At 73.2% G+C, this 26,419-nt stretch carries 21 protein-coding genes; 13 read left to right on the top strand and 8 right to left on the bottom strand.

Going from position 1 to position 26,419, the window contains the following annotated elements; genetic code table 11:
- Positions 1–65 precede the first annotated feature (65 nt).
- Positions 66–1,382: a lactate racemase domain-containing protein gene (locus FE251_RS10140; protein WP_139948690.1), complete on the bottom strand. Its 1,317-nt coding sequence runs from the start codon at positions 1,380–1,382 to the stop codon at positions 66–68.
- A 120-nt stretch (positions 1,383–1,502) separates the two neighbouring features.
- Between FE251_RS10140 and uxaC the strand changes: the two genes are divergently transcribed.
- From uxaC to FE251_RS10125, 3 genes are read left to right on the top strand one after another with little or no spacing between them, the layout of a single operon-like run.
- A complete protein-coding gene (gene uxaC / locus FE251_RS10135) occupies positions 1,503–2,936 on the top strand; it encodes a glucuronate isomerase (RefSeq protein ID WP_139073324.1) in 1,434 nt (477 codons plus the stop codon).
- On the top strand, positions 2,933–4,300 hold the full coding sequence (locus FE251_RS10130; protein WP_139073322.1) for a mannitol dehydrogenase family protein: 1,368 nt from the start codon (positions 2,933–2,935) through the stop codon (positions 4,298–4,300). Before uxaC ends, FE251_RS10130 begins: the two co-directional genes overlap by 4 nt.
- A gap of 1 nt (position 4,301) precedes the next feature.
- Complete coding sequence (locus tag FE251_RS10125; protein ID WP_223147530.1) at positions 4,302–5,810, top strand: gluconokinase; 1,509 nt, start codon at positions 4,302–4,304, stop codon at positions 5,808–5,810.
- 47 nt (positions 5,811–5,857) lie between these two features.
- On the opposite strand, the gene FE251_RS10120 is transcribed toward FE251_RS10125, so the two are convergent.
- Positions 5,858–7,333, bottom strand: coding sequence for a glutamate--cysteine ligase (locus tag FE251_RS10120; RefSeq protein ID WP_139948689.1), 1,476 nt, complete (start codon positions 7,331–7,333; stop codon positions 5,858–5,860).
- A gap of 93 nt (positions 7,334–7,426) precedes the next feature.
- Between FE251_RS10120 and FE251_RS10115 the strand changes: the two genes are divergently transcribed.
- The 3 genes from FE251_RS10115 to FE251_RS10105 are packed head-to-tail and all read left to right on the top strand — an operon-like array spanning position 7,427 to position 10,706.
- On the top strand, positions 7,427–9,319 hold the full coding sequence (locus FE251_RS10115) for a metallophosphoesterase (RefSeq protein WP_139948688.1): 1,893 nt from the start codon (positions 7,427–7,429) through the stop codon (positions 9,317–9,319).
- A complete protein-coding gene (locus tag FE251_RS10110; protein WP_139073319.1) occupies positions 9,316–10,011 on the top strand; it encodes a vitamin K epoxide reductase family protein in 696 nt (231 codons plus the stop codon). The genes FE251_RS10115 and FE251_RS10110 overlap by 4 nt, the downstream gene beginning before the upstream one ends.
- A complete protein-coding gene (locus FE251_RS10105; RefSeq protein ID WP_456237489.1) occupies positions 9,984–10,706 on the top strand; it encodes a metal-dependent transcriptional regulator in 723 nt (240 codons plus the stop codon). Before FE251_RS10110 ends, FE251_RS10105 begins: the two co-directional genes overlap by 28 nt.
- A gap of 270 nt (positions 10,707–10,976) precedes the next feature.
- Here FE251_RS10105 and FE251_RS10100 read toward each other — a convergent pair whose 3' ends face one another.
- Entirely contained in the window at positions 10,977–11,438 is a 462-nt protein-coding gene (locus FE251_RS10100; protein ID WP_139073318.1) for a MarR family winged helix-turn-helix transcriptional regulator, read from the bottom strand.
- A gap of 48 nt (positions 11,439–11,486) precedes the next feature.
- Here FE251_RS10100 and FE251_RS10095 point away from each other — a divergent pair, with 48 nt between their 5' ends.
- Complete coding sequence (locus FE251_RS10095) at positions 11,487–11,936, top strand: HIT family protein (protein ID WP_139073317.1); 450 nt, start codon at positions 11,487–11,489, stop codon at positions 11,934–11,936.
- Between the two features lie 25 nt (positions 11,937–11,961).
- Here FE251_RS10095 and FE251_RS15945 read toward each other — a convergent pair whose 3' ends face one another.
- From FE251_RS15945 to FE251_RS10080, 3 genes are read right to left on the bottom strand one after another with little or no spacing between them, the layout of a single operon-like run.
- Positions 11,962–15,195, bottom strand: a complete 3,234-nt coding sequence (locus FE251_RS15945; RefSeq protein ID WP_223147529.1) for a DEAD/DEAH box helicase — start codon at positions 15,193–15,195, stop codon at positions 11,962–11,964.
- 29 nt (positions 15,196–15,224) lie between these two features.
- Entirely contained in the window at positions 15,225–15,986 is a 762-nt protein-coding gene (locus FE251_RS10085; RefSeq protein ID WP_139073316.1) for an ABC transporter permease, read from the bottom strand.
- Positions 15,983–17,020, bottom strand: a complete 1,038-nt coding sequence (locus FE251_RS10080) for an ABC transporter ATP-binding protein (protein ID WP_139073335.1) — start codon at positions 17,018–17,020, stop codon at positions 15,983–15,985. The genes FE251_RS10085 and FE251_RS10080 overlap by 4 nt, the downstream gene beginning before the upstream one ends.
- Positions 17,021–17,092: 72 nt before the next feature.
- On the opposite strand from FE251_RS10080, the gene FE251_RS10075 reads away from it, so the two are divergent.
- Positions 17,093–18,073 carry a helix-turn-helix transcriptional regulator gene (locus FE251_RS10075; protein ID WP_139948686.1) on the top strand — a complete coding sequence of 327 codons (981 nt, stop codon included), beginning with the start codon at positions 17,093–17,095 and terminating at the stop codon, positions 18,071–18,073.
- Positions 18,074–19,128: 1,055 nt separating this feature from the next.
- Complete coding sequence (locus FE251_RS10070) at positions 19,129–19,632, top strand: DUF3995 domain-containing protein (protein ID WP_230976392.1); 504 nt, start codon at positions 19,129–19,131, stop codon at positions 19,630–19,632.
- Between the two features lie 145 nt (positions 19,633–19,777).
- On the opposite strand, the gene FE251_RS10065 is transcribed toward FE251_RS10070, so the two are convergent.
- Complete coding sequence (locus FE251_RS10065; RefSeq protein ID WP_139948684.1) at positions 19,778–21,139, bottom strand: 6-phospho-beta-glucosidase; 1,362 nt, start codon at positions 21,137–21,139, stop codon at positions 19,778–19,780.
- Positions 21,136–21,885 carry a DeoR/GlpR family DNA-binding transcription regulator gene (locus tag FE251_RS10060; RefSeq protein WP_139073311.1) on the bottom strand — a complete coding sequence of 250 codons (750 nt, stop codon included), beginning with the start codon at positions 21,883–21,885 and terminating at the stop codon, positions 21,136–21,138. The genes FE251_RS10065 and FE251_RS10060 overlap by 4 nt, the downstream gene beginning before the upstream one ends.
- A gap of 116 nt (positions 21,886–22,001) precedes the next feature.
- Here FE251_RS10060 and FE251_RS10055 point away from each other — a divergent pair, with 116 nt between their 5' ends.
- The 4 genes from FE251_RS10055 to FE251_RS10040 all read left to right on the top strand — a co-directional run bounded on the left by FE251_RS10055 (position 22,002) and on the right by FE251_RS10040 (position 26,305).
- A complete protein-coding gene (locus FE251_RS10055; protein ID WP_230976391.1) occupies positions 22,002–23,108 on the top strand; it encodes a PfkB family carbohydrate kinase in 1,107 nt (368 codons plus the stop codon).
- A 65-nt stretch (positions 23,109–23,173) separates the two neighbouring features.
- Positions 23,174–24,562: an ABC transporter substrate-binding protein gene (locus FE251_RS10050; RefSeq protein WP_139073309.1), complete on the top strand. Its 1,389-nt coding sequence runs from the start codon at positions 23,174–23,176 to the stop codon at positions 24,560–24,562.
- Position 24,563: 1 nt separating this feature from the next.
- Positions 24,564–25,490, top strand: a complete 927-nt coding sequence (locus tag FE251_RS10045) for a carbohydrate ABC transporter permease (RefSeq protein ID WP_139948682.1) — start codon at positions 24,564–24,566, stop codon at positions 25,488–25,490.
- Positions 25,487–26,305 carry a carbohydrate ABC transporter permease gene (locus tag FE251_RS10040; protein ID WP_139948681.1) on the top strand — a complete coding sequence of 273 codons (819 nt, stop codon included), beginning with the start codon at positions 25,487–25,489 and terminating at the stop codon, positions 26,303–26,305. The genes FE251_RS10045 and FE251_RS10040 overlap by 4 nt, the downstream gene beginning before the upstream one ends.
- The last annotated feature ends 114 nt before the right edge of the window (positions 26,306–26,419 follow it).

Raw genomic sequence — 26,419 nt, 5'->3', positions numbered from 1 at the left:
TGGTGGGGGCGGGCTGACCCGACGACGACGGAGTGCAGTCATGACCGAGGCCGAGCTGTGACTCGTCAGGCGGGGTGGAGCTCGGTGTCGCGGTTCTCGAGCTTCTCGCGGGTGGACCACAGGCCGGCGGAGGGCGTGGAGATGTAGAAGACCTCCTCGCCGTCGGGCATGGTGTTCCACCCGTCCTTCATGATGGCGGGGTCGTAGCGCCGCAGCGCCTCCTCGACGTCCATGTACCGGTAGCCCACCGACTCGATCTCCTCCCTGCCCAGGTGGCCGGGCGCGTAGGTGATCGTGAACCGGCCCTCTGCGGAGCCGTGGACGAGGTGGGCGGTGCCGTGCGGGATGTCCTGCATGTCAGCCTGGGTCTTGTACAGGTCGATGACCTCGGCCTGCGAGATGTACCCGTACTTGCGGATGAGCTCGTCGACCTCCGGCTGCTCGCCGAACCGCTCGACACCAGGCGCGATGACGAGCAGCTCACCGCCGTCGGCGATCGCCATGCGGGTGCGGTAGACGGCCTTGTTCGCCACCCACGTCGCGCGGAACTCGTCGGCCTGCATGACGGCGACGACCTTGCGCACCGGCTCGTCGAACAGGGTGAAGTTCTGCGCGCGGGAGGCGCGGGCGGCGTCGTAGTAGGTCTCGACGTCGTCACCGACGAACACGCCGGTGTGGGCGAGCCTGCCGTCGTCGTCGTAGTCCATGACGACCTGGAGGTAGACGTCGGGCAGGTCGCCGAGGAAGTGCTCCTCGGCGTAGTTGAAGCACGCCCGGACCGGGGTGAGGAGGTTGCCGAGGTTGTTCTCGATGCCGTAGACGGCCGAGGCCATGTGCGCGGCGCCGAGCAGCCGCTTGCCGCCGAGCCCGATGAAGTAGTTCTTGTTGTGGTTGGCGAACCCGAGCACCTCGTGGGGCACGACGTGCCCGACGTTGATGATGAGGTCCCACTGCTCGGTGACGAGCATCGTGTTGAGGTCGACCGGCATCTCCCAGTCGACGACGCCGCCGGTGCGCTCGCGCACGTACTCCGCGGGCACGGTGCCGACGTTCGTCACCCCGTTCTTCCAGTCGTGGGCGTGGATGCGCTCCTCGGGGATCGATCCGAACATCCACTCGTTGTCCTCGCGGGTGTGCGGGACGTGCTGGCCGAGGGTGGGGATGACGTGGACCTCGGCGCCCATGCCGTCGAGCCGGTTGTACAGGTACTCGGTCATCCAGCCGGTGCCCGAGTGGGCACGGGTGAGGTCCGGTGGCAGGAGCAGGACGCGCCGGTACTCGGCGATGCCGAGCCGCTCCTTCGCCTCGTCGAGCATCCGGTCGCACATCGTCTCGATCTGGGGCCGCGAGATGAAGCGGGCCTCCTCCTTGAACCACGTCATGGCGACGACGTTAGCGCCGCGACAGCCTGCGAGTCAGAAGGCGTGGCAAGGTCCGGCAACTGGTGGCAAGGCTTGGCAACCTCGCTGCTGCGGGCCGGGGGCGCCGTCACGATGGCGCCCATGACCGTTGACACGCGGGACCTGCTCACCGTGCACCCCGACCGGCTCCTGCCCGCGCAGCCCGACGTGCGGGACGTCGCCCGCCGGATCTACGAGGCGACCAAGGACCTGCCGATCATCTCCCCGCACAGCCACGTGCCCCCGCAGTGGCTCGTCGACGACCAGCCGTTCAGCGACCCGGTGTCGCTGCTCCTGTCGCCGGACCACTACGTGCTGCGCATGCTCCACGCGAACGGCGCCGAGCTCAGCGACCTCGGCCGCGGCCCCGACGGCCCGGTCCAGCTCGACGAGGCGGCGGCCCGCAAGGCGTGGCGCATCCTGTGCGAGAACTACCACCTCTTCCGCGGCACCCCGGTGAAGTACTGGTTCGACACGACCTTCGCCGAGGTCTTCGGGATCACCCAGGTGCCGAGCGCGCGCACCGCCGACGCGATCTACGACCAGATCGCCGCCGCCATCGCGACCCCGCAGTTCCGCCCGCGGGCCCTGTTCGAGCGCTTCAACATCTCGGTCCTCGCCACCACCGACGACCCGCTGGACGACCTCGCCGGGCACAAGGCGCTGGCCCAGGACCCGACCTTCACCGGCCGGGTCATCCCCACCTTCCGTCCCGACCGCTTCCTCGAGCTCGCCCGCCCGGGCTGGGCCGACCTCGCCCGCCGGCTCGGTGAGGTCTCCGGCGTCGACACCGGCGACTACGCCGGCTACATCGCCGCGATCGAGAACCGCCGCCGGTACTTCAAGGAGCACGGCGCCGTCTCCTCCGACCACTCCCACCTCGACGCCGGCACCGAGCCGCTGAGCGAGGACGAGGCACGGCGGATCTACGCCGCAGCCCTGCGCGGGGAGGCCACCGTCGAGGAGGGGCGCGCCTTCCACCGCCACATGATGAGCGAGACTGCGCGCATGGCGACCGAGGACGGCCTCGTCATGACGCTGCACCCGGCCGTGTACCGCAACCACGACACCGACAACTTCACCCGGTTCGGTCCCGACGCCGGGTCGGACATCCCGGTCAAGGTCGAGTTCACCAAGGCGCTGCAGCCGCTGCTCACGCGCTACGGCAACCACCCGAACCTCAACCTCGTCGTCTTCACGATCGACGAGGACGTCTACTCCCGCGAGCTCGCGCCGATGGCCGGTTTCTACCGGTCGATGCACGTCGGGGTGCCGTGGTGGTTCATCGACGCGCCCGAGGCGATCCGTCGCTTCCGCGGGGCCGTCACCGAGACCGCAGGCTTCTACCGGACCTCCGGCTTCATCGACGACACCCGCGCGTTCCTGTCCATCCCGACGCGTCACGACATGTCCCGCCGGCTCGACGCCGCCTACCTCGCCGAGCTCGTCTCCGAGCACCGGCTCACCGAGGACGAGGCGCTGGCCACCGCACACGACCTCGTGACGACGATCCCCCAGAAGGTGTTCAAGCTGTGAGACTCAGCCGCCGCCCCGACCAGCCCACCGCGCCCGTGCGCATCGCCCACCTGGGCCTGGGGAACTTCTTCCGCGCGCACCAGGCGTGGTACACGATGCACGCCGAGGACGGCGCGGAGTGGGGGATCGCGGCGTTCACCGGCCGCCGGCCCGACGCCGCCCGGGCGCTCGCGCCGCAGGACGGGCTGTACACGCTCGTCGTGCGCCGTCCCGAGGGGGACGACCTCGAGGTCGTCACCTCGGTGAGCGCGGTCCACGCGGCCGCCGACCACGTGGCCTGGCTGGAGTACCTGCGTGACCCGGCCGTCGTCGTCGTCACGAGCACGGTGACCGAGGCGGGCTACCGCCGCGGCCCGGGCGGTGGCCTCGACCTCGAGGCGCCGGACGTCGCCGCGGACGTCGAGACGCTGCGCCAGGACCCCGTCGCCCCGGTGAGCACCGTGCCCGCAAAGCTCGTCGCCGGGCTCATGGCGCGCCAGGCCGCCGACGCCGGCCCGATCACGATCCTGCCGTGCGACAACCTGCCCGGCAACGGGGAGGTCGTCGCCCGGGTCGTGCGCGACCTCGGCGCGGCCGTCGACGAGGCGCTCGTCCCGTGGATCGAGGAGAACGTCGACTTCGCGAGCTCGATGGTCGACCGGATCACCCCGGCCGCGGGGCCGGAGGTCGCCGCCGACGTCGAGCGTGCGCTCGGCGTCGAGGACGTGTCCCCGGTGCCCACCGAGCCGTTCGCCGAGTGGGTCATCGCCGGGGCGTTCCCCGGCGGGCGGCCCCGGTGGGAGACGGCCGGCGTCACCCTCGTGGACGACGTCGAGCCCTACGAGCGGCGCAAGCTCCTCCTGCTCAACGGCGCCCACTCGCTCATGGCCTACGCCGGCCCGATCCTCGGTCACGAGACCGTCGACGAGGCCTTCGCCGACCCGCAGCTGCGCGCCTGGGTCGAGCGGCTGTGGGACGACGCGACGCCCACGCTCACCGTGCCGCAGGAGGACGTCACGGCCTACCGTGCCGCCCTCACCGAGCGGTTCGCCAACCCGCGGATGCGCGACATCCTGGGTCGGATCGCGGCCGACGGCTCGCAGAAGCTGCCCGTGCGGCACGTGCCGGTGCTGCGCACCGAGCGTGGCGCGGGCCGGATGCCCGAGGGCGCCGTCGTCGCCGTCGCGGCGTGGGTCGCGCACCTGCGCGGCGCGGGCGTGCCGGTCAACGACGTCGAGGCGGAGCGCTGGACCGGGCTCGCCGCGGGCGAGGACGAGCAGGCAGTGACGCGCGTGCTCGGCGAGCTCGCCCCCGAGCTCGCCGGTGACACCGAGCTGCGCGACGCCGTCCTCGCGCGACTGCGCGCCTTCGAGTCCGGCAGCTGACGTGGGGATCGTCATCGGGGTGGACGTCGGGACGACGACGACGAAGGTCATCGCCGTCGACCCGGCGACGGGCCGGCGCACCGCGGCGTTCCGCGAGTACCGCCTGTCCGAGCCGCAGCCGCGCCACCAGGTGCAGAGCCCGCGGATGGTGCTCGACGCCGTCGACGGCGCGCTGGCCGAGGTCGTCGCCGCGTGCGCGGGCCGGCAGGTCGACGTCATCGGGGTGGGGTCGGCCATGCACGGCCTGCTCGGCCTCGACGAGGACCTGGTGCCGGTCACCGACATCGTCACGTGGGCCGACACCCGCGCCCACGCCGAGGCGGCGGCGCTGCGCGCCGAGGGCAGGGCCACCGAGCTGCTCCACCGCTCGGGCACGCCCGTCCACCCGATGAGCCCCCTCGTCAAGCTCCGGTGGTTCACCCGCCACGACCCTGCGACCGCCGCCCGGGCGCGGCACTGGGTGGGGCTCAAGGACCTCGTCCTGCTCCACCTCACCGGCCGGCTGGTCACCGAGCTGTCGACAGCGTCGGCATCCGGGCTGCTCGACCTCGCCACCCGCACGTGGGCACCCTCCTCCCTCGAGCTCGCGGGCGTGCGCCGCGAGCAGCTTCCCGACGTGCTGCCGACGACGGCGCTGCTCGAGCTGTCCGCGGCGGCCGGCGCGCGCGTCGGACTGCCCGCCGGGGTGCCGGTGAACGTCGGCGCGACCGACGGGCCGCTCGGCAACCTCGGCACCGGGGCGATCGCCCCGGGCGTCGCCGGGCTGTCGATGGGCACGAGCGGCGCGGTGCGCACGATCGTGCCCGAGCCGCGGCTCGACCCCGGCGGGCGGCTGTTCTGCTACGCCCTCACCGAGGACGCCTGGGTGGTCGGCGCGGCGATCAGCAACGGGGGAGTGGTGGCCCGCTGGGCGGGCGACGTCTACGCCCCGGACATCCCGGCCGACCCGGAGCGCGACAGTCAGGTGCTCGCGCTGGCCGAGGCCGTCGCGTGCGGCAGCGACGGGCTCGTCATGCTGCCCTACCTCCTCGGCGAGCGGGCACCGCTGTGGGACCCGGACCTCACCGGCGCCTTCCTCGGCGTGCGCCACGCGCACGGCCGCGGGCACTTCATCCGCGCCGCGATCGAGGGGGTGGCCCTCCAGATGGCGAGCATCGTCGACGTCCTCGACGACGTCACGCCGGTGACCGAGGTCCGCTGCACGGGCGGGGTGTTCCGTGCCCCGCTGTGGCGCCAGATCATGGCCGCGACCATCGGGCGCCCGCTCGTGCCGACCGACGACGCCGAGGGCTCGGCGCTCGGCTCGGCGATCCTCGCCCTCCACGCGACCGGCCAGGTCGAGTCCCTCGCGGCCGGCCTGGAGCTGCTCAGCCCGGCCGGGGACGTCGCCGACCCGATCGAGGTCCCGGCGGACGCCCGCGAGGTCTACGCGGGTCTGCGCGGACGGGCCACGCGCCTGCTCGGCGCCTACGACGAGCTGCACGCCTTCCTCGAGTCGCTCGAGGGCTGAGCCGCGGCGGCGCCCGGGCGGGGGTGCCGCCGCTCTGTCCTCCCTCGCTAGGGGACGGGCCAGGTGTGCACGGGCTCGTTGCCGTGCATCACCTGCACGTAGTCCCGCAGCATGAGGTGCAGGGACTCCTTGCGGTCGTGCCCGCGCGCCTCGTGGGCCTGGACCGCGGCCACCTGCCAGGTCGCGCCGTTGCGACGCAACCTGGCCCGCGCCTCGATGATGTCCAGCGCCCGCCCGGCGAGCTCGCCGCCCACGCCGAGACGCTCGAGGCCGGCGGCGGCGATCGGCAGCAGCGTCCCGAGGACGACCTCGTCGGCCCCGACCTCCCCGAGCTCGGGCCAGTAGAGCCGGGCGTGGATGCCGTCGCGGGCCGCGGCGCGGAAGTTCTCCCGGGCGGCGTCGAAGGACATGCGCGACCACAGCGGACGCTCGTCGGCCACGAGCTCGACGACGACCCCGTAGAAGAACGCCGCGTTGGCGAGGGTGTCGACGACGCTCGGCCCGGCGGGCAGCACCCGGTTCTCCACGCGCAGGTGGGGACGCCCGTCCTGCACGTCGTAGACCGGCCGGTTCCACCGGTAGATGGTCCCGTTGTGCAGCCGCAGCTCGGCCAGCGAGGGCGTGCCGCCCGCGGCGAGCACCTCGGCCGGGTCCTCGTCGCTGCTCACCGGGAGCAGCGCGGGGAAGTAGCGCACGTTCTCCTCGAAGAGGTCGAAGATGGACGTGATCCAGCGGTCGCCGAAGAAGACGCGGGGGCGCACGCCCTGGTTGCGCAGCTCGACCGAGCGGGTGTCGGTCGACTGGAGGAAGGTCTCCACGCGGGTCTCGGCCTGGAGGTGGTGGCCGAAGAGGAACGGGGAGTTCGCGCCGAGCGCGAGCTGCGGGCCGGCGATGAGCTGGGCGGCGTTCCAGTAGGCGGCGTACCGGTCGGGGGAGACCTGGAGGTGGAACTGGGTGGAGGTGCACGCGGCCTCCGCGACGATGGAGTCGAGGGTGAGCGACAGCGGCTCCTTGCCGCTGATGCGCAGCGTGATGTCCTCGCGGCGCGCGCTCATGATCGACTCGTCCAGCGCGCGGTACCGGTCGCTGTCGGTGAACCAGGCGCGGCCCGCGGGCGGGGCGGGCAGAGTGGGCAGGATCCCGACCATGACGAGGTCGGCGCCCGCGTCCCCGGCCCGGTCCCGGGCGCGGTTGAGGTTGCGGCGCAGCGCGCTCTCCAGCTGGGCGAGGGACTGCCCGCCGATCTGCCGCGGCTCGACGTTGAGCTCGATGGTGAACTTGCCGAGCTCGGTCTGGTAGAGCGGGTCGGAGATGCGGTCGAGGACCTCGGTGTTGCCGTAGAACGGGCGCATCTCGGAGTCGATGAGGTTGAGCTCGATCTCCAGCCCGGTGCGCCACTCGTCCTCGAGGAAGACCTTCGCGTCGAGCATCGCCTCGAGCGTGTCGAGGCAGCGGCGGATCTTCGCCCGGTACAGGGCGTGGTCCGACCGGGTGAAGGTCGTCCCGGAGATCTCGTCACCCATGCTCGCTCCCTGCGCTCGCGTGTCCGGCAGCAAAACAACCACATCCTGAGGCCGCCGTCACGCGAACTGCCGGCTGGGGAGACAATGGCGGCGATGGAGCACGACGACGAGACGCGGGCCGACGGCCGCCGGTGGCCCTGGTGGCACCGCCAGACCACGACGACGCGACGCGTCATCCGCACGAGCCTCGCGCTCGTCGTGACGTTCGTCGCCGCCGCGGCGTTCGGCGTCCTCACCGCCTCCGCCGACTCCTCCCTGGGCCCGCACGCGGCGCACTGGGAGATCACGACGCAGGACGAGGTCGCCGTCGACCTCGGGCCGCTCGGGTCGGTCCACCTGGACTCCCCGCTGCCCTGGCCCCTCGGGGTGGAGGTGGTCGTCCAGGAGATCCCCGCCGAGCTCGCCGCCGTCCCCGCCAACCCGGTGACCGGCCTGGCCGGCGACCTGTCCGCCTACGCCCAGGTGGTCTCCCACCCGAACGCCGTCGTCGCCGACGCCGCCCACGCACTCGTGCGCGACGCCGTGGGCCGCACCGTGCTCGCGTGGACAGTCCTCCTCGTCGTCATCGCCGGCGGGCGGCTCGCCTCCGGCGGCTTGCTGCGCAAGGACCTCGCCATCGCGGCGCGGCGCCCGGGCGTCGTGCCGCTGGCCGGCGTCCTCGTCCTCACGCTCGCGGCGGTGCCGACCGTCCGCGCGATCACCGACCGCCCGGCCGAGGGCACGACGATCCGCGCGCTGGCCGGGACACCGATGGAGGACCTGCGGATGACCGGGCGCATCGCCCAGCTCCTCGACACCTACGGCGGCTACCTCGTCGACGCCTACGAGGAGAACGAGGCGTTCTACGACACGGTCACCGCCAACCTCGAGGCGGCCTACGCCGCAGACCGGGCGCCGGTGCGCCCGCCCGGCATCCCGATCCTCGACCCGACCCCCGCCGGCGCGGCGGACGGCGAGCCTGCGACCGACGGCGAGGAGCCCGCGGACGGGCCCTCGGTCACCGAGCCGCAGGACGGCGCAACCGCCGCGCCCACCGCCACTCCCGCGGACGAGGCCACCGCGACCCCCGCGGACGGGGCCACCGCGCCCCCCGCGGACGGGGCCACCGTCGTCCCCATGGACGAGTCCGACGCGACGCCCTCGCCGACCCCGGATCCGACCGCCACCCCCGTCCGGGTGGAGCCGGTGACCTTCCTCCAGGTGAGCGACCTCCACTGCAACGTCGGGATGGCGTCCGTCATCGCGGCCGCGGTCCGGCTCAGCGGCGCCCAGGCCGTGCTCGACACCGGGGACACCGTGATGAGCGGGACGCCGGTGGAGTCCTACTGCGTCAACGCCTTCGCCGACGCCGTCCTGGAGGAGGCGCCGATCGTCGTGTCCACCGGCAACCACGACTCGGTGACGACGGCCGAGCAGATGCGCTCCGCCGGGTACACCGTGCTCGGCGGGGACGTCGTCGACGTCGCGGGGGTGAGCCTGCTCGGCGACACCGACCCGACCCTCACCTCGATCGGCGAGGGCACCCAGCCCGAGCGCGAGGAGAGCGTCACCGAGATGGCCGACCGGCTCGCCCGGACCGCGTGCGACACGGGCGGCGTCGACCTCCTGCTCGTCCACAACCCGCGCGCCGCGCTGCCCTCGCTGGACGACGGCTGCGCGCAGCTCGCGCTGTCCGGGCACTGGCACCGGCGGCAGGGCCCGGAGGTCCACGGCGCCGGCACGCGGTACGTGAGCGCGAGCTCCGCGGGCGCCTCCGGGGGCACGACCATCGGCCCGCTCAACGGCACCGCCGAGATGACGGTGCTGCGGGTGGACGCCGCGAGCGGACGACCGCTGGACTACCGCGTCATCAGCATCGACACCGAGGGCGGCGTCGAGCTCGGCCGCTGGTACCGCTTCCCGGTGGCTGCTGACGCGGCGGCGACGGGCGGGGATACTGGGGCCCGGGTGTCCACCGAGGACCCGACGGGAACGGAGCGCAGATGAGCACGCAGCCGGTGACGAGCGGCGGGGACGACCTCGACGACGACGAGCTCCTCGCCGAGGAGGAGGCGCTCGCGCGGCTCGACCGCACCCGGCCGACCGAGCACCAGCTCGCCGGGGGCGCACCCCGTGGCCTCGGCTGGCTGCTCACCGTCGGCGGCGCGCTCGGCGCGTGGGCCTCGGTCATGCTCATCCTGTCCCAGCAGACCCTCCTGCGGGACCCCGGCGCCGCGCTCGCCTGCGACATCAACCCGATCATCGGCTGCGGCAAGTTCGTCCTGTCCTGGCAGGCCTCGGTGCTCGGCCCGCCGAACGCGATCCTCGGGACGATGGCCTTCACCGTCCTCACCGCCACCGGGCTCATCCTCCTCGGTGGCGGACGGCTGCCCCGGTTCTACTGGGCGGCGCTCATGGTGGGCTCGGTGCTCGCCGGCGTGTGGATCACCTGGTTCCAGTACCAGGCGTTCACCGAGCTGCACGCCCTGTGCCCCTACTGCCTCGTCGTCTGGACGGTGACGATCCCGATCGTCGTCAACGTCCTGGCGCGCGGCTTCCAGGCGGGCCACCTGCCCGCCCCGGAGGGCCTGCGCCGCTTCCTCGTGCAGGACCGCGGCCTGGTCATCGGCGTCTGGTACGCCGTCGTCCTCCTCCTCATCGGGATCGTCTTCTGGGACCAGTGGATGCTGATCCTGTGACCGGCGACGCGGGCACCCGGCTGCCCACCTCGAACGTCTCCCAGGACTACCTCAAGGCCATCTACGCCGCCGTCGAGTGGGGCGGTCCGGCGACGAGCGTGAGCGCGCTCGCCGCCCGGATGGGTGTCTCGCCGTCGACCGCCTCAGAGACCGTCCGGCGCCTGGCCGACGAGGGCCTGGTCCACCACGAGCGCTACGGCGGCATCTCGCTCACCGGCCGCGGGCGAGAGGCGGCGCTGGCGATGGTCCGCCGGCACCGCCTCATCGAGACGCTCCTCGTCGAGCACCTGGGGTATGAGTGGGACGAGGTGCACGACGAGGCCGAGGTCCTCGAGCACGCCGTGTCGGACCTGCTCATCGAGCGGGTCGACGCGCTGCTCGGGCACCCCGTCCGCGACCCGCACGGCGACCCGATCCCCAGCGCGTCCGGCGAGGTCTCCCTGCCGCCCACCCGGCCGCTGGGCGAGGCACCCGCCGGCGAGGGCGGTCGCATCGTGCGGATCTCCGACGCGGAGCCGCAGGTGCTGCGCCACCTCGCCGACGTCGGGATGAACCTCGACGCCCACGTCGAGGTCGTCGAGACCCGGCCGTACGTCGGCACCACGCTCTTCGCCGTCACCCAGCCCGGGGAGTCGCAGCCCGCCCGGGTCGAGCTCGGCGACCCCGCCGTCGCCGCCGTCTGGATCACCCGCTAACCCCCTAGATCTCTGGGACACCCCTCAGCGCCCGCGGACACCCCGTGCACGAGGCCCGGAGCCCGCAAAAGGGCGTCCCCGAGGACGACGTCGACGGGCAGGACCGAGAGCGCCGGCGGGTCGCGGGCCGACCGGCGGACCCTGGAGCCGCGCCCGCTCCTGCCTCTGGGACACCCCTTTGCGTCCGTCCGCGGCGTCGCACCGGGCGTCCCCGGGACGCAAGGGGCGTCCCAGAGGGGGGGTTGGGAGGGGGGAGTGCGGCGCGCCCGGTTACAGGGTGCGCTGGGCGGTGCGGAGCTTGTGGGCGAGGTGCTGCAGGGTGCGCAGCTCGTCCTCGTCGAGCGCCCCGCCGACATACCGGCGGATCGAGCGGACGTGGGCGCGCCCGATCTCCCGCTGCAGCCGCGCACCCTCCTCGGTGAGGGCGACGACGACGCCGCGGCCGTCGTCGGGCGCCGCGCGGCGCTCGACGAGTCCCCGCGCGCTCAAGCGGTCGACCATCCGCGACAGGCTCGGCTGCGACAGGAGGATGAGCTCGGTGAGCTCACGCATCCGCATGGCGCTGCCCTCACCGCGGCTGAGCTGGAACAGCACGTCGTACTCGCGGGAGGTGAGCGGGGCGAAGTCGTCGCCGGCCTCGAAGCGGCGCATGAGCGTCACCTGCGCCCGGAACAGCTCCTCCCAGGCCTCCGCCGCGGTCCGCGTCGAGACCTGCTGGTCCTGTGGTGGCATGCCGTCCCTCCGTGTCGCCCAGCATCGTACGTGGCTACCCTGGGCGTCATGAGCACCGTCTTCACCAAGATCATCGCCGGGGAGATCCCGGGCCGGTTCGTCTGGGCGGACGACGAGTGCGTCGCCTTCTCGACCATCGCGCCCATCACCGACGGGCACATGCTCGTCGTCCCGCGGGCGGAGGTGGAGCAGCTCACCGAGGCCTCGGACGAGCTGCTCGCCCACCTCACCGCCGTCGCCAAGGCGATCGGCCGGGCGCAGCAGGCGGCGTGGGGCGCGCCGCGGGCCGCGCTGCTCGTCGCCGGTTTCGAGGTGCCCCACCTGCACCTGCACGTCCTGCCCGCGTGGGACGAGTCCTCGCTGCGCTTCGACCCCGCGCGCACCGACGTGCCGGCCGAGGAGCTCGACGCCGCCGCCGAGAAGGTCCGCGAGCAGCTGCACGCCGCCGGTCACGGCGCCCACATCCCGCCGCGGCTCCACTCCGCCGACCTCGCCTGACCACGCCGGTCATCAGGCCGGCCGGTCAGTCGGTGAGCAGCTCGCGGATGTCCTCCGCGCTCAGCGGCGCGGACGTCGCGGCGCCGCCCCCGGCGAGCACCCGGTCGAACAGCTCGCGCTTGCGGTCGGCGAGGGCCATGACCTTCTCCTCGATCGTCCCCTCGGCCACCATCCGGTAGACCATGACGGCGCGGTCCTGGCCGATGCGGTGCGTGCGGTCGATCGCCTGCGCCTCGACCGCCGGGTTCCACCACGGGTCGAGCATGAAGCAGTAGTCGGCCTCGGTGAGGTTGAGCCCGAACCCGCCCGCCTTGAGGCTGATGAGGAAGACGGGCGCCTGCCCCTCCTTGAACTCCCGCACCCGGGCGGCGCGGTGCTGCGTGCTGCCGTCGAGGTAGCAGTAGTCCACGCCCTGCTGCTCGAGCCGCTCGCGCACGAGCGCGAGGTAGCCGGTGAACTGGCTGAACACGAGCGCGCGGTGCCCCTCGGCGACCACCTCGTCGAGCAGCTCGAGGAACGCCTCGGCCTTGCTCGAGCCCACCGCCTCGTACTCCGGGTCGACGAGTCCGGGGGCGAGCGCGAGCCGGCGCAGCAGCGTGAGGGACCGGAAGATGGTGAACCGGTTCTTGTCGAGGTCCTCGACCAGCCCGAGGATCTTGCGGCGCTCGCGGGCGAGGTGTGTGTCGTAGATCTTGCGGTGCCGCGGGGTGAGCGGGACGGTGAGCACCTGCTCCTGCTTGGGCGGCAGCTCGGTGGCGACCTCCTCCTTCGTGCGCCGCCGGACGAAGGGACGGGTGCGGCGGCGCAGCCGGTCGAGCGCGGCGTCGTCCTTGTCCCGCTCGATCGGCACCCGGTACTGCTCGGCGAAGACCCGCGGGTCGGGGAACAGGCCCGGCGCCGTGACGGAGAGCAGCGCCCACAGGTCCATGAGGCTGTTCTCCAGCGGTGTGCCGGAGATCGCGAGCTTGACCGGGGCGTCGAGCCGCCGTGCGGCCACGTGCGTCTTGGCCTGGTGGTTCTTGACGAACTGGGCCTCGTCGAGGACGAGCGCGGACCAGTCGAGCGCGTCGTAGGAGGCGAAGTCGATCCGCAGCAGCGCGTAGGACGTGACGACGACGTCGGCCCCGGCCACGTGGTCCGCGAGCGGCACCCCGGCCTTCTTCGCCGTCTGCTCGACGGTGCGCATGACCAGGTCGGGGGTGAACCGGGCCGCCTCGCCCGCCCAGCCGCCGACGACGGACGTGGGCGCGACGACGAGGACCGGGGCGGTGAGCCGGCCGGTCTCCTTGGCCCGCTGGACGACGGCGAGGGTCTGCAGGGTCTTGCCCAGGCCCATGTCGTCGGCGAGGATCCCGCCGAGCCCGGCGTCCCACAGGGTGGCGAGCCACTCGAACCCCTCGCGCTGGTAGGACCGCAGCTCCGCGCGCAGGCCGGCGGGCACGGGGACCTCCCCGGGCGGCGGGCCGGAGACGAGCGCCTCGACCGTGCGGCGCCAGCGCTCGCTCTGCGCGTCGACCACACCGAGGGTGCGCAGCTCCTCCCACAGGTCGGCCTGGTAGGCGGTGACCCGCAGCGTGCCGGACTCCTCGTCGTGCAGACCGCCGGCCTCGGTGATGAGCGCGCGGAGCTGGTCGAGCTCGGGCCGGTCGAGGCTGACGTAGACGCCGGAGGGCAGGAAGAGGAAGGCCTCACCGGTGGCGAGCGCGCGGAACAGGTGGCCGAAGGGTACGGGCTCGCCGTCGACCTCGACGGCCACCTCGAGGTCGAACCAGTCACCGCCGGGGGCGTCGGTGGCGGCCAGGCGGATCGTGGGGGCGACGTCGGCCTGCCGGTAGTCCGGCACGTCGCCGTGGACCTCGACGACGAGGGCGGGGTTCTCGGCCCGCAGCAGCGCCAGGCCTTCGGTGGTGAAGCGCGCCGCGGCGACGCCGGCGAGCTCGGCGGAGGGGACCGGGCCGCGGGCGGGCGGGGTGGCGCCCAGCTGCGGGTACCCAGCCGGCAGGACGAGCTCCTCGAGCAGGCGCGTCTCGCGCGGCACGTCGCGCACCCAGCCGGCGGGCACGGCGTCGACCTCGACCGGGGTGCCGACGGGGACGTCGGTGCTGCCCTCGGCGGTGCGGTAGCGGAAGGACCAGGCGAGCCGGACGACGAACCCCGGCTCGTGGGTGAGGTCCAGGGCGAGCACCGGGGCGAGGACGTCGGGCAGGTCGACGGCGCCGTCGGAGGAACGCACCGGCAGCAGTCGCCGCAGCCGCGGGTAGTAGTCGCGGCGGAAGCGCTCGACGCCGTCGTGCGGGATGTGGAGCGGCGCGCCGGTGACGAGCTCGGAGGCCCCGGCGGGCAGCGGGCGCGCGAGCGGGGCGAGGAGCAGGCCGTCGTCGTGCACCGCGACGCCGTGGACCGGGTGGCCGACGAACGCGACGGCGTGCGCGCCGACCGTGCGCCCGCCGACGGTGACCGTGGGGGACACGCGCACACCGTCGAGGACGGGGTGGGCGGCGACGTCGAGGGTGATCTCGGCGGGGGTGGTGCTGAGGTGCACCTCCCCGCCGATCCCGCGGTGGGGGACGAGGGCGATCCCGGCCTCGACGGCCTGGCGCAGCAGCGCCCACACCGCCGAGCCGAGCTCGTCGAGGTAGACGTGCTTGGCGTAGGTGGGGTGGGAGGCGACGAGCGCGCGCAGCGCCTCGACGTGCGCCGGGGCGAAGCGGCCCCACGACCAGCGGACGTTGGCCCACGTGACGCCGGTGCGCACCCACGTGTCCCGCACGCCCCGGACGACCGGGATGAGCCGGACCCGCGCGGCGGTGCGGTTCCCGCCCGCCGCGGACCCCTTGCCGACGACCTTCTCGAGCTGCAGCCCGAGCGGCTCGCCGGTCTCCTCCTCGGCGTCGCCGACGGCGCCGGTGAGGGCCCGCTCCCAGTCCGCGGTGCCCCCGCCGCCGGCGGCCTCGCGGGCCGCGACGACGGTGGCGACCGCGTGCTTGCAGTCGAGGCGGACGGGGCAGGTGCAGTGGAGCTGGACCTGCTCCTCGCCGGTGACGAGGACGAAGGTCTGGTAGGGCAGCGGGCCGCTGCCGCGCACGGTGGCGAACAGGGCGCGCTGGTCGGGGTCGACGTGCATCCGCTGGACCATGCCGCGCCGCGCGTACTCCAGGCCGCGGCCGACCGTGCCGGGGTCGACCAGCCTGCGCAGCGCGACGTCGGAGGGGAGCGAGAGCCGGACCAGGGCCCGGGCGTCGCTCTCGTTCAGCTGCACCTCACTACGGTAACCGCGCCCGCCGACACTCAGATGCTCCGGCGGATCATCCGGATGCCCAGCGTGAGCCCGAGCGCCGCGAGGACGACGGCGGCCAGCGCGCCCTGCCACACGGCCGGCTCCCCGAGCTGCCCGTTGAACAGCGCCCGCTCCGCCCCGACGACGTAGGTGAGCGGGTTCACCTGGCCGAGAACCTGCATCCACCGTGGCGCGGACTCCATCGGCAGGAGCATCCCCGACAGGATCATGAGCGGGAAGATCAGCGCCTGCTGGACCGCCCAGAACATCCAGTCCCGCTCGCGCGCGGCGATCCCGAGTGAGTAGCTCAGGGCGCCGAGCCCGATCCCGAGCACGGCGAGCAGCACGAGTCCGAGCGCCATCCCGGGCACGTTGGGCCGGAATCCGAACGCGGCGGCGACGAGCGTGATGATCACCGCCTGGACGGACAGCGGCACCATCTCCTTCAGCGCGCGGCCGACCATGAACGCGGGGCGGGCCACCGGCGTGACGAGCATCCTCTCGTGGGAGCCGGACTGGAGCTCGAACAGGAGGTTGGAGCCGGCCATCGCCGTGCCGAACAGGGTGCTCATGACGATGATGCCCGGCACGAACCACTGGAAGGACTCGGCGAGCGGGAGGCCGGTCGTCCCGGAGAGGAGCGGGCCGAAGAAGGCGAGGAAGACGAGCGGCTGGAGCAGGGAGAAGATCACGCTGAACGGGTCGCGCAGGACCGGCCACAGCTCGCGGACGAGGACGTTGCCGGTGTCGCGGACGATGCTCGTGGTGCTCATGCCACACCTCCGGTGAGGGCGGGGGACGGGGTGGGGTCGCCGGTGGCGGTCGCCTGCTCCTCGCGCAGGCTGCGGCCGGTGAGCCCGAGGAAGACGTCGTCGAGCGTGGGCTGGTGGAGCTCGGCGGCCCGGACGTCGTGCCCGTCGGCGGCGAGCGCGGCGAGCAGGCCGGGCAGCACCCGGTCCCCGTGGTCGACGACGACGGAGTAGCGCACCGCCGTCCCGTCCGTCTCCGCGACGAGGGCGTGCTCGACGTCGTCGGGGCGGGCGGAGACGCGGCGCACGATGCCGAGCACGCCGTCGTCGGGGGAGTCGCCGGTGAGGACGAGGACGACCCGGTCCCCGGCGAGGTCGGCCTTGAGCCGGGCGGCGGTGTCGTCGGCGATGAGGCGGCCGTTGTCGACCACCATGACGCGTTCGGCGAAGCGGTCCGCCTCGTCGAGGTAGTGGGTGGTGAGCAGGAGCGTCATCCCGTACCGCTCGCGCAGGGTGAGGATGTGGTCCCACAGGTGGGCGCGGGACTGCGGGTCCAGGCCGGTGGACGGCTCGTCGAGGAAGAGGAGCTGCGGGGCGGGGACGAGGCCGAGGGCGATGTCCACGCGCCGCCGCTGTCCACCGGACAGGGTCATGGTCGTGCGGCCGGTGAGCTCCCCGAGGTCGAGGATCTCGATGAGCTCGTCCGCGCGCCGGCGTCGTTCGACGCGGCCCAGGCCGTAGAAGGCGCCCTGGGAGACGAGCTCGTCGCGCAGCCGGTAGTACTGGCCCGCCCCGTTCTTCTGCCCGATGTAGCCGATGGACCGCCGCACCGCGCCGGGCGCGCGGGCGATGTCGTGCCCGCAGACGGTCGCCTCCCCGCTCGTCGGGGGCAGGAGGGTGGTGAGCATGCGAAGGGAGGTCGACTTGCCTGCGCCGTTGGGGCCGAGGAAGGCCGTGAGCGAGCCGGCGTCGATGTCCATGGTGAGGTCGCTGACCGCGACGACCTCCTCGCCGCCCTTGCGGCGGAAGGTCTTGGTGAGTCCCCGTGTGCTGATGATCGGAGTCATGGGAGGGACCCTAGGAACCGATGCGGACAGATCCTGGCCGCATCTCGGCGTAGTTTGCGTGGCATGTCCGATCCGACGACGAGGGCGCTGCGCCTGCTGTCCCTCCTTCAGACCCACCGGTCCTGGCCGGGCAGGGAGCTGCGCGAACGCCTCGGCGTCAGCGACCGCACGCTGCGCCGCGACATCGACCGGCTCCGCGAGCTCGGCTACGAGGTCCACGCCCGGCCCGGGGTCGACGGCGGGTACCAGCTCGCCGCGGGCACCCGGCTGCCCCCGCTCCTGCTCGACGACGACGAGGCCGTGGCGATCGCCGTCGGCCTGCGCGTCGCGGCGGTCCAGGGCCTGGGGGAGCACACGGCGCTGAGCGCGCTCGTCAAGCTCGAGCAGATGCTGCCGGCCCACCTGCGTCGCCGGGTCTCCGCGCTCCAGGAGTACGCGGTCGCTGCCGGGGGCCGGGGGATGAGCGTGGACCCGGACCTCATCGCCGAGCTCGCCCTCGCGTGCCGCGACCACGAGCGGGTGCGCTTCGCCTACGTCTCGGGACTCGACGTGGAGAGCACGCGGAACGTGGAGCCCCACACCCTCGTGTCCAACGGCCCGCGCTGGTACCTCGTGTGCTGGGACGTCGACCGCGCCGGTTGGCGCACCTTCCGGCTGGACCGCATGTCCCGCCTGCTGCGCACGGGGGCCAGGTTCACAGCCCGTGAGCTCCCCGTGGAGGACGCCACCGAGATGGTCTTCGTCTCCGACACCGAGGCGAGCTATCCGCTCGAGGCTGTGATTCACCTCGACCAACCGCTCGAGGAGACGCGCCGCGCCTTCGGGGTGTGGGCGAGGGGCGCGACGGCGAACGACAGCGGCGGCAGCGACTGGCCGGTCGGCGGCCCCTCGCTGGCCGACCTCCTCTACGGCCCGGGCTGGATCCCGCTCGACGTCGCGTGGACCGTGTCCGCGACCCCCGAGGTCACCGACCTCCTCGCCCGCTTTGCCCGCCGCCTCACCGACGCCCTCCCGCCCCCGTCCGAACCCCCCTCACCCTCCTGACCCCCTGCCCTCCCGCGTCGAGCGCTGGATCTCGCACACTCACGCGCCCGATCCAGCGCGCGGCGGGGAGAAGGTGCGGGGGAGAGGCGGGGACAGACGAAGGGCCCGGCACGCCTCAGCGTGCCGGGCCCTGGTGGGCGCGGGGCCTCATTCGCGCGGCAGTGACACGTTGCGGACGGCCGCGCGCGGAGCGACTCCCGCCCAGCGTCCGCGACGGGCCCGCAGGACGCGGGTGGCCGGGCGGCGCTGGAGGTGGACGTAGTCCGCCAACGACATTCCCATGCTGCTGGCAGACAGGTCGCCGAGCATGATGGACGACATGACTCTCCCCTGAAAGGTGTGGATGTGTGGGCCGTCGGGCTGACGGCATGGCTCCGCTGGGGGACGCTGGGATCGTGACCTCGTCGTCGTGATCCCTGCGGCGACGGGGTCTGCTAGTGCGTCTGTGGGACGGCCATTCGAGAAGCGTGGCAGCAGGTCGCCGGGAGTGTCATGCCTTTTTCGTCCCATTCCGGGTCGCTCGTGGAGGCGTCCGACGTCGCCCGTGGGAGATGGTCACTGTCGCTCGGGGAGGACGGTGAGGGGCCGGGCGCCGGAGGCCTTCCGCCGGCGCCTGGCCCTGAACGGTCAGCGAGTGCGGAGGGCTGCCTCGCGCCTCGCGCTGTGCGGCCCCCCGGTGCGGACCCGGAGCAGGCGGTGGAGCCTGCGGCCGCGACGTCGTGGGAGGCTGGCCGGCTGTCGCTGGAGGTAGACGAAGTCGGCCAGCGGGACGTTCATGCTCCGTGCGAAGTCCTCGCCGAGCATGGTTGTGTGCATGGTGGTACCACTTCCCTTCGGTGACCCGGCCGGACAGGCCGGAGACGTCGACGGTGCCGCCATCACTGAGACGCCGGTGCCGTCAGCTTCCCGACAAGCGTCTCATATCGTGGTCAGTCCACGCGAACGACGCGCGGGTGTGCATGAGCGCCTGTGCTGCCCTCCTCCGCCCCCACGCCGAGGGCTGGATCCTGCGCGCAGGCCTGGCGCGTGGCGGGCGCGCGGGGCAGGCTCGTGCCGTGTCCTCATCCGACCGGACGGCGCGCGCGTGGTTGTGGGTTGCGTGCGCCGTCGGGCTCGTCCATGCCGCTGCCAGCGCCTACTGGGCGGTCGGCGGGGAGTGGCTCCTGGACACCGTGGGGCAGTGGGCGGTCGACCTCCGTCGCTCGCAACCGGTCGCCGCGGCGTGGGGGCTGGCCGGCATCGCGCTGGCGAAGGCTGTGGCGGCGCTCGTGCCGGTGGCCGTCGAGCGCGGCCGGCTGCGCCCGGCGCGCGTGTGGCGCGCACTGTGCTGGGCGGGCGGAGCAGGGCTCGTCGTCTACGGCGGGGTCAACGTCGTCGTGAGCAACGCGGTGCTGCTGACGGCCGAGCCCGGCACCTACAACCGCGCCGCGATGGTCGGCCACGCCTGGTTGTGGGACCCGCTGTTCCTCCTGTGGGGCGCCGCGCTCCTCGTCTCCCTGTGGCTCTCCCGCTCCGTCGAGCGCGGGCCGACGACGATGTCGGGAACCCCGGCGCCGTAACCCCCGCCCCCTCTGGGACGCCCTTTTGTGGGCCGGCCGCCTCGTGCGCGGGGTGTCCGGGGGTGCTGAGGGGCGTCCCAGAGGGCTAGCTGGGTAAGTCCCCGCCCGCGGTCGGACGCTCGATCGCGCTCGGCGGGTGGGCGGGTCAGTGGAGGCGGGCGGCGACGTCGGGCATGGCGGCGCAGTAGTCCTCGACCAGCTGCCGGGCGACGGCGATCGAGTCGACGAGCGGGTGGTTGGCGAACGCCCGCCAGGCGAGCTCGCGCGACCCCTGCTCCAGCGCCGCGAGCACGAGCTGCTCGCTCGCCTTGACGGTCGTGATGAGCCCGGCCATCTCGCCGTCGAGCGGGGCGATGGCGCGGGGGTGCACGCCATCGCGGTCCACCGCGCACGGCACCTCGACGACGGCGCCGGGGGTGAGCTGGGGGACGAGCAGGCTGCCGTCGCCGCGCGCGTCGTTGCCGACGCCGAGGATCATCGTCGCGGCCTCGCCGGTGGCCAGCGCGGTCATGAGGTCGAGCGCGACCTCCTGGTACCCGCCGCCCTCGACGTCCTCGGCGCGCCGGCCGTGGCGCTCCTGCGGCGGGCGCGACTCGTTCATGTACGTCGACTCGCGCTCGTGGCGGGTGGCGTCCCACAGCTCGAGGGCATGCTCGGGGGCGGCGGCGGCCCGAGCGTAGAAGCGGGACTGCTGGGCGTCGAGGTACTCCCCGCGGGTGGGCTCGTCGCCGGTGAGGCGGGCCATCGCCTCGCGGTGGAGGTAGTAGTAGAAGAGGTACTCGTTGGGGATCGCGCCGAGCGCGCGCACCCACTCGAAGCCGAAGAGGCGCGCCTCCTCGATGGCGTCGAGCCGCTCGTCGGAGGCGAGGAGCTCGGGCAGGACGTCGCGTCCGTCGACGACGAGCGTGCGCAGCCAGCCGAGGTGGTTGAGACCGACGTAGTCGAAGTCCACGGTGCGCGGGTCGCGCCCGACGCCGGTGGCGGCGCGGCGCATGAGCCCGATGGGGGTGTCGCAGATGCTCACGACACGTTCGCCGAGCACGGTGCGCATCGCCTCGGTGAGGATGCCCGCCGGGTTGGTGAAGTTGATCGTCCAGGCCCGCGGCGCCTGCGCGGCGATGCGCTCGGCGAGCCGCAGCGCGTGGGGCACGGTGCGCAGCGCGTAGGCCAGGCCGCCGGGCCCGACGGTCTCCTGCCCGAGCACGCCGAGGCGTAGCGCGGTGCGCTCGTCGGTGATCCGCCCTGCCGACCCGCCGACGCGGATCGCGGAGAAGACGAAGTCGGCGTCGCGCAGCGCGGCGTCGAGGTCGGTGGTCGTGTGCACCCGGGGCGGTCGGGGGAGCTCGCCGGCCAGCTGCTCCAGGACGCGGCCGATGACGTCGAGCCGCTCGGCGGAGACGTCGTGGAGCCACAGCTCCTCGACGCGCAGCCGCGCGTCGCCGGCCGAGAGCGCCTGGAAGATCTGGGGGACGCGGAAACCGCCTCCCCCGATGACGGTGAGCTTCACTCGGTGATGACCTCCGTGCCGCGGGACCTCAGGACGTCGAGCCCGGGTGAGCTCGACTCGGGACTGGTGACGAGGGTGTCGACGTCCTCCGGGCCGAAGGCGGCGAGCAGCCCGGAGCCGGGGAACTTGTCGTCGTCGGCGACGAGGACGCGGCGCTCGGACGCGGCGACGATCGCGCGCTTGACCGGCACCTCGATGCTCGTGGAGTCGAGGACGGCGCCGTCGTCGCGCACGCCGCTCGTGCCGAGGAAGGCGACGTCGGCGGTGATCTGGCTGAGCGCCTGCTCGGGCAGGGCGCCGACGAGGGAGAGGTAGGAGCGGCGCAGCACGCCGCCGAGGACGACGAGCTCGACGACGGGGTCGTCGCGCAGGACGTCGACGACGGCGAGCGAGGCGGTGACGACGGTGACCCGCCGCCCGCGCAGGTGGCGGGCGACCTGCGCGACGGTGGTGCCGATGTCGAGGACGACGACGTCGTTGTCGGCGACGAGCCGCGCCGCGAGGGCGCCGAGGCGCTCGCGGCCCGCGGTGCGGTCACCGGCGACGAGCTCGAAGGGGCGGGCGTCCGGCTCGACGGCGCCGCCGCCGCGGACCCGCTGGAGGCGGCCCTGGCGGCTGAGGAGGTCGAGGTCGCGGCGGATGGTCGAGGTGCTGACCCCGAAACGTTCGGCAAGATGTGCGACGGCGACCTCGCCGTGGTCGCGCAGCTCGGCGAGGATCGCGTCCCGCCGGGTCGTCGTCAACACGCCAGCGACGCTATCAGAACCGTGCAGGACCGGGCACTAGTGTGCATAGAATGTCAGAACATGGATCGCGCAGCATGCCCGCGGACGGAGCCGTCCGCGACCGAGAGGAGCACGGTGTGACCCACGAGCCGGGTGTCCAGGAGGCTCCGGTCCAGGAGGCCGCTGCCCAGCAGCCGGAGGTCGACGTCCTCGACGTCTTCCTCTCCGGGCCACTCTTCCTCGACATCGTCTTCTCCGGGCTCCCGTCCGTGCCGCGCCCCGGCACGGAGGTGTGGGCCAGCGGCATGGGCTCCCTGCCCGGCGGCATCGCCAACCTCGCGGTCGCCGCCAGCCGGCTCGGCCTGGCGACCGGCCTGGCCACCGGCTTCGGTGACGACGTCTACGCCCGCTGGTGCTGGGAGATCCTCGCCGACGAGGCGATCGACCTGTCCCGCTCGGTCCGGCTGCCCCAGCACACCTCGGTCACCGTCTCCCTCGCCTACGGGGGAGACCGGTCGATGATCACCCACGGCCACCCGCTGACGCTCGGCTACGACGAGCTCATCGGCGACCCGCCCCCCGCGCGCGCCGTCATCATCGACCTCGACGACGAGCGTGCCGAGGAGCGCTGGTGGCGCCGCGCCGCCGCCGCCGGTGCGCGCGTCTTCGCCGACCTCGGCTGGGACCCCACCGAGAAGTGGGACCACAGCAAGCTGTCCGCGCTCGAGGACTGCTACGCGTTCCTGCCCAACGCCGCCGAGGCGATGGCCTACACGCGCACCGACTCGGCGCGCGAGGCTGCCCGCGCCCTCGCCGACCGCGTCCCGCTCGTCGTCGTGACGATGGGGCACGAGGGCGCGATCGCGCTCGACTCCGCGACGGGTGAGGAGTGCCACGTCCCCGCGCTCGACGTCGACGCGGTCGACCCGACGGGGGCCGGCGACGTCTTCCTCGCCGCCTTCGCCCGCGGGTCCCTCCTCGACTGGCCGCTCGCCCAGCGGCTGCGCTTCGCCTCGCTGTGCTCGGGGCTCGCGGTCCAGGCGCTCGGCGGCTCGCTCGCCGCCCCCGGCATCGGTGACCTCCACGACTGGTGGGCCCGCCTGGAGACGGCCCGCGCGGAGGGCGACCCGGCCGCCGCCGCCCTCCACGAGCACTACCGGTTCCTGCCCGACGTCCTGCCGGCCCGGCCCGGTCGCGTCACCCGCCGCGCGGACGCGACCTTCGCGCTGGAGTCCGATCTCTGACCGAGAATCGACGAAGATCTCACCCTGCGGGTGGAGTACCGCCCACAACGAAGGAGAATCAGCACATGAGTCCACAACGAACACGTCGTCGCACCGTCGTCCTCACCACTGCCGTCGCCACGCTCGCTCTGGCCGCGTGCACCCCCGGGAGCGGCGGGTCGAGTGACGAGGACGCCACCGACACCGCCTCCGCCCCCACCGCCGACGAGGTCGTCACCGACATCTCCGAGCTCGGCGACGTCACGCTCGTCGTGTGGGACCAGGAGGTCCGCGGCGGGCAGAACGAGCAGATGGAGCAGCTCAACGCCGCCTTCATGGAGGCCTACCCCAACGTCACCATCGACCGGGTGACCCAGTCCAACGACGACCTCACCACCACCCTGCGCCTCGCCCTCACCGGCGACGACGCGCCCGACGTCACGCAGGTGAACAACTCGCGCTCGCAGATGAGCCAGTACGTCGCCGCCGGCCAGCTGCTCAACCTCGACCCGTACGCCGAGGCGTACGGCTGGGCCGAGCGCTTCCCCGACTCCGTGCTGCAGAACACCCGCTACTCCGAGGACGGCGTGACCTTCGGCGAGGGCTCCGTCTTCGGCCTCCCGCAGGTCGGCGAGGTCGTGGGGATCTACTACTCCAAGCCCAAGCTCGAGGAGCTCGGCCTGGAGGTCCCGGCGACGTGGGCCGAGTTCGGTGAGCAGCTCGCGACGATCTCCGAGGCGGGCGAGGCCCCGCTGCTGCTCGGCAACCTCGACCAGTGGCCCGCCGCGCACATCTTCGGCCCCGTCCAGGGCGCGCACGTGGACCCCGAGGAGATCCGCTCGCTCGGCTTCGGCAACGAGGGCGCGAGCTGGGAGTCCGACGCGAACCTCGCCGCGGCCGAGGAGCTCGCCTCGTGGGTCGAGGCCGGCTACTTCAACGACGGCTTCAACGGCGCGGACTACGACGCCGTGTGGCAGTCGTTCACCGAGGGTGAGGGTGTCTACCTCATGGCCGGTTCCTGGCTCGGCCCGGACATCGAGGCCGCGATGGGCGAGGACGTCGGCTTCTTCGCCCCGCCGCCCGTCGAGGAGGGCGCCGGCAAGGTGACCACCGGTGGCACCGGCATCCCCTTCGCCGTCACCTCCGCCTCGGAGAACCCGGACGTCGGCGCCGCGTACATCGACTTCATCACGAGCGAGGACGCGATGGCCGTGCTCGCCGAGACCGGGAACATGCCGGTGGTCGAGACCGCGGAGCACATGCCCGACGGCGGCCTGCAGGCCGACATCTACGCCGCCTACGGCGAGGTCGTCGAGGACGGCGCGCTCGTGCCCTACCTCGACTGGGCCACGCCGACGATGAGCGAGACCCTCGGGCAGAACCTCCAGGCGTTCCTCGGCGGCCAGCTCGACGCCGCCGGCCTGCTCGCCGCCCTCGAGACCGACTACAGCGAGTTCGTGACCTCGGCGGAGTGAGATGAGCGCCCAGCCCCCGAAGGCTCTCCGCCCGCGGGCGGCCCGCAAGGGTCGCCCGCGGGCGCGGGGGCGCTTCGGGCTGACCCCCTACCTCTTCCTCGCGCCGGCCTTCGTGGTCTACGCGCTGTTCCTGCTCTACCCGCTGGGCCGGTCCGTGCAGATCTCCCTGTACGACTGGGACGGGCTGTCCCTGGCGACGTTCGTCGGCCTGGAGAACTACGTCGACGTCGTCGCCGACCCGAAGCTGCGCGAGGCCTTCTGGCACGCGCTCGTCCTCATCTTCTTCTTCGCCGTCCTGCCGGTGTGCATCGGGCTCGTGCTCGCGGCGGTGCTCGTGCGCGCCCGGGTGCGCGGGCTGGCGTTCTTCCGCACGGTCGTCTTCCTGCCGCAGGTCATCGCGATGGTCGTCGTCGCCGTCGCGTGGCGGCAGATCTACGCCCCCGACGGACTGCTCAACTCGGCGCTCGAGGCCGTGGGGCTGGGCACGCTCGCGCGCGGGTGGCTGGGCGACTTCACCTGGGCGCTGCCCGCCGTCGGGTTCATCGGCACATGGGTGTCGACCGGTCTGGTCACCGTGCTCCTCATGGCGGGCATGGCACGCGTGCCCAAGGACCTCTACGAGGCGGCGACCCTCGACGGCGCGGGCGCGGTGCGCACCTTCTTCTCCATCTCCGTGCCCTCGGTACGCGCGGAGATCGTCGTCGCGCTCACGCTGACGATCATCGCCGCCCTCAAGACCTTCGACCTCGTCTACGTCACCACCCGCGGCGGGCCCGGGACCTCGACGACGGTGCCCAGCTGGGCGGTATTCCAGCGCGCCTTCCGCGAGGGGGACGTGGGCTCGGCGGCCGCCGTCGCCGTCGTCCTCACCGCGCTCATCTTCGCCATCAACCTGGCGGTCAACCGGATCGGGGAGCGCGAGCGATGAGGGTCTCCACCGGGGAGCGCCTGGGCAACTACGTCATCCTCATCGTCTTCGCCGCGTTCGCGCTGACGCCGATCGTCGCGATCATCCTCACCGCGCTCGGGCCCGAGACCCCGCAGGACGCCGCCACCGGCGACCCGCTGCACCTGGAGAACTTCGCCCGCGCCTGGGAGCAGGGCCGCTTCAGCGAGTACATGACGAACTCGGTGCTCATCGCGGCCCTCGTCGTCACGAGCGCGACGGTGCTGTCGATCATGGCCGGCTACGCCTTCGGCGCGTTCGAGTTCCGCGGCTCGCAGGTGCTCTTCTACACCTTCCTCATCGGCATCATGATCCCGACCGAGGCGATCGTCGTCCCGCTGTTCTTCGACTTCCAGGCGGTCGGCCTGACGAACACGATCTGGGCGATCGCCCTGCCGCAGATCGCGCAGTCGGTCGCCTTCGGGACGTTCTGGATGCGCGCCTACTTCCGCGGCGCCAACCGCTCGATCATCGAGGCCGCCCGCCTCGACGGCGCCGGGCACCACCGCGTGCTGTGGCAGGTGCTCATCCCCGTGGCGCGGCCCGCCGTCGTCACCCTCGTCCTCCTCACGTTCATGTGGACGTGGAACGAGTTCCTCATCCCGCTCGTCATGTCGCCCAACGCCCAGCTGCGCACCGCCCCGCTCGGGCTGGCGCTCTTCCAGGGCCAGTACACCCAGGGCACCGTGCTGCTCGCCGCGGGCGCCGTGCTCGTCGCCCTGCCGATGGTCGTGCTCTACCTCTTCCTCCAGCGCCACTTCATCCGCGGGATGCTCGAGGGCGCGGTCAAGGACTGACGCTCGCCGGTGCGCGGCTCTGCTCAGGAAGTGAGCAGATGCTTGCACCTGCACGCACTGCCTCGTTAGGTTGTCCGTACATAGTGATGGGCGTCACGTGCAGACGCTGCCGTC

The sequence above is a fragment of the Georgenia wutianyii genome (assembly GCF_006349365.1).
Taxonomy (GTDB): domain Bacteria; phylum Actinomycetota; class Actinomycetes; order Actinomycetales; family Actinomycetaceae; genus Oceanitalea; species Oceanitalea wutianyii.
The sequence above is the reverse complement of the archived record's forward strand: the minus strand, read 5'-3'. Positions and strand labels throughout refer to the sequence as shown.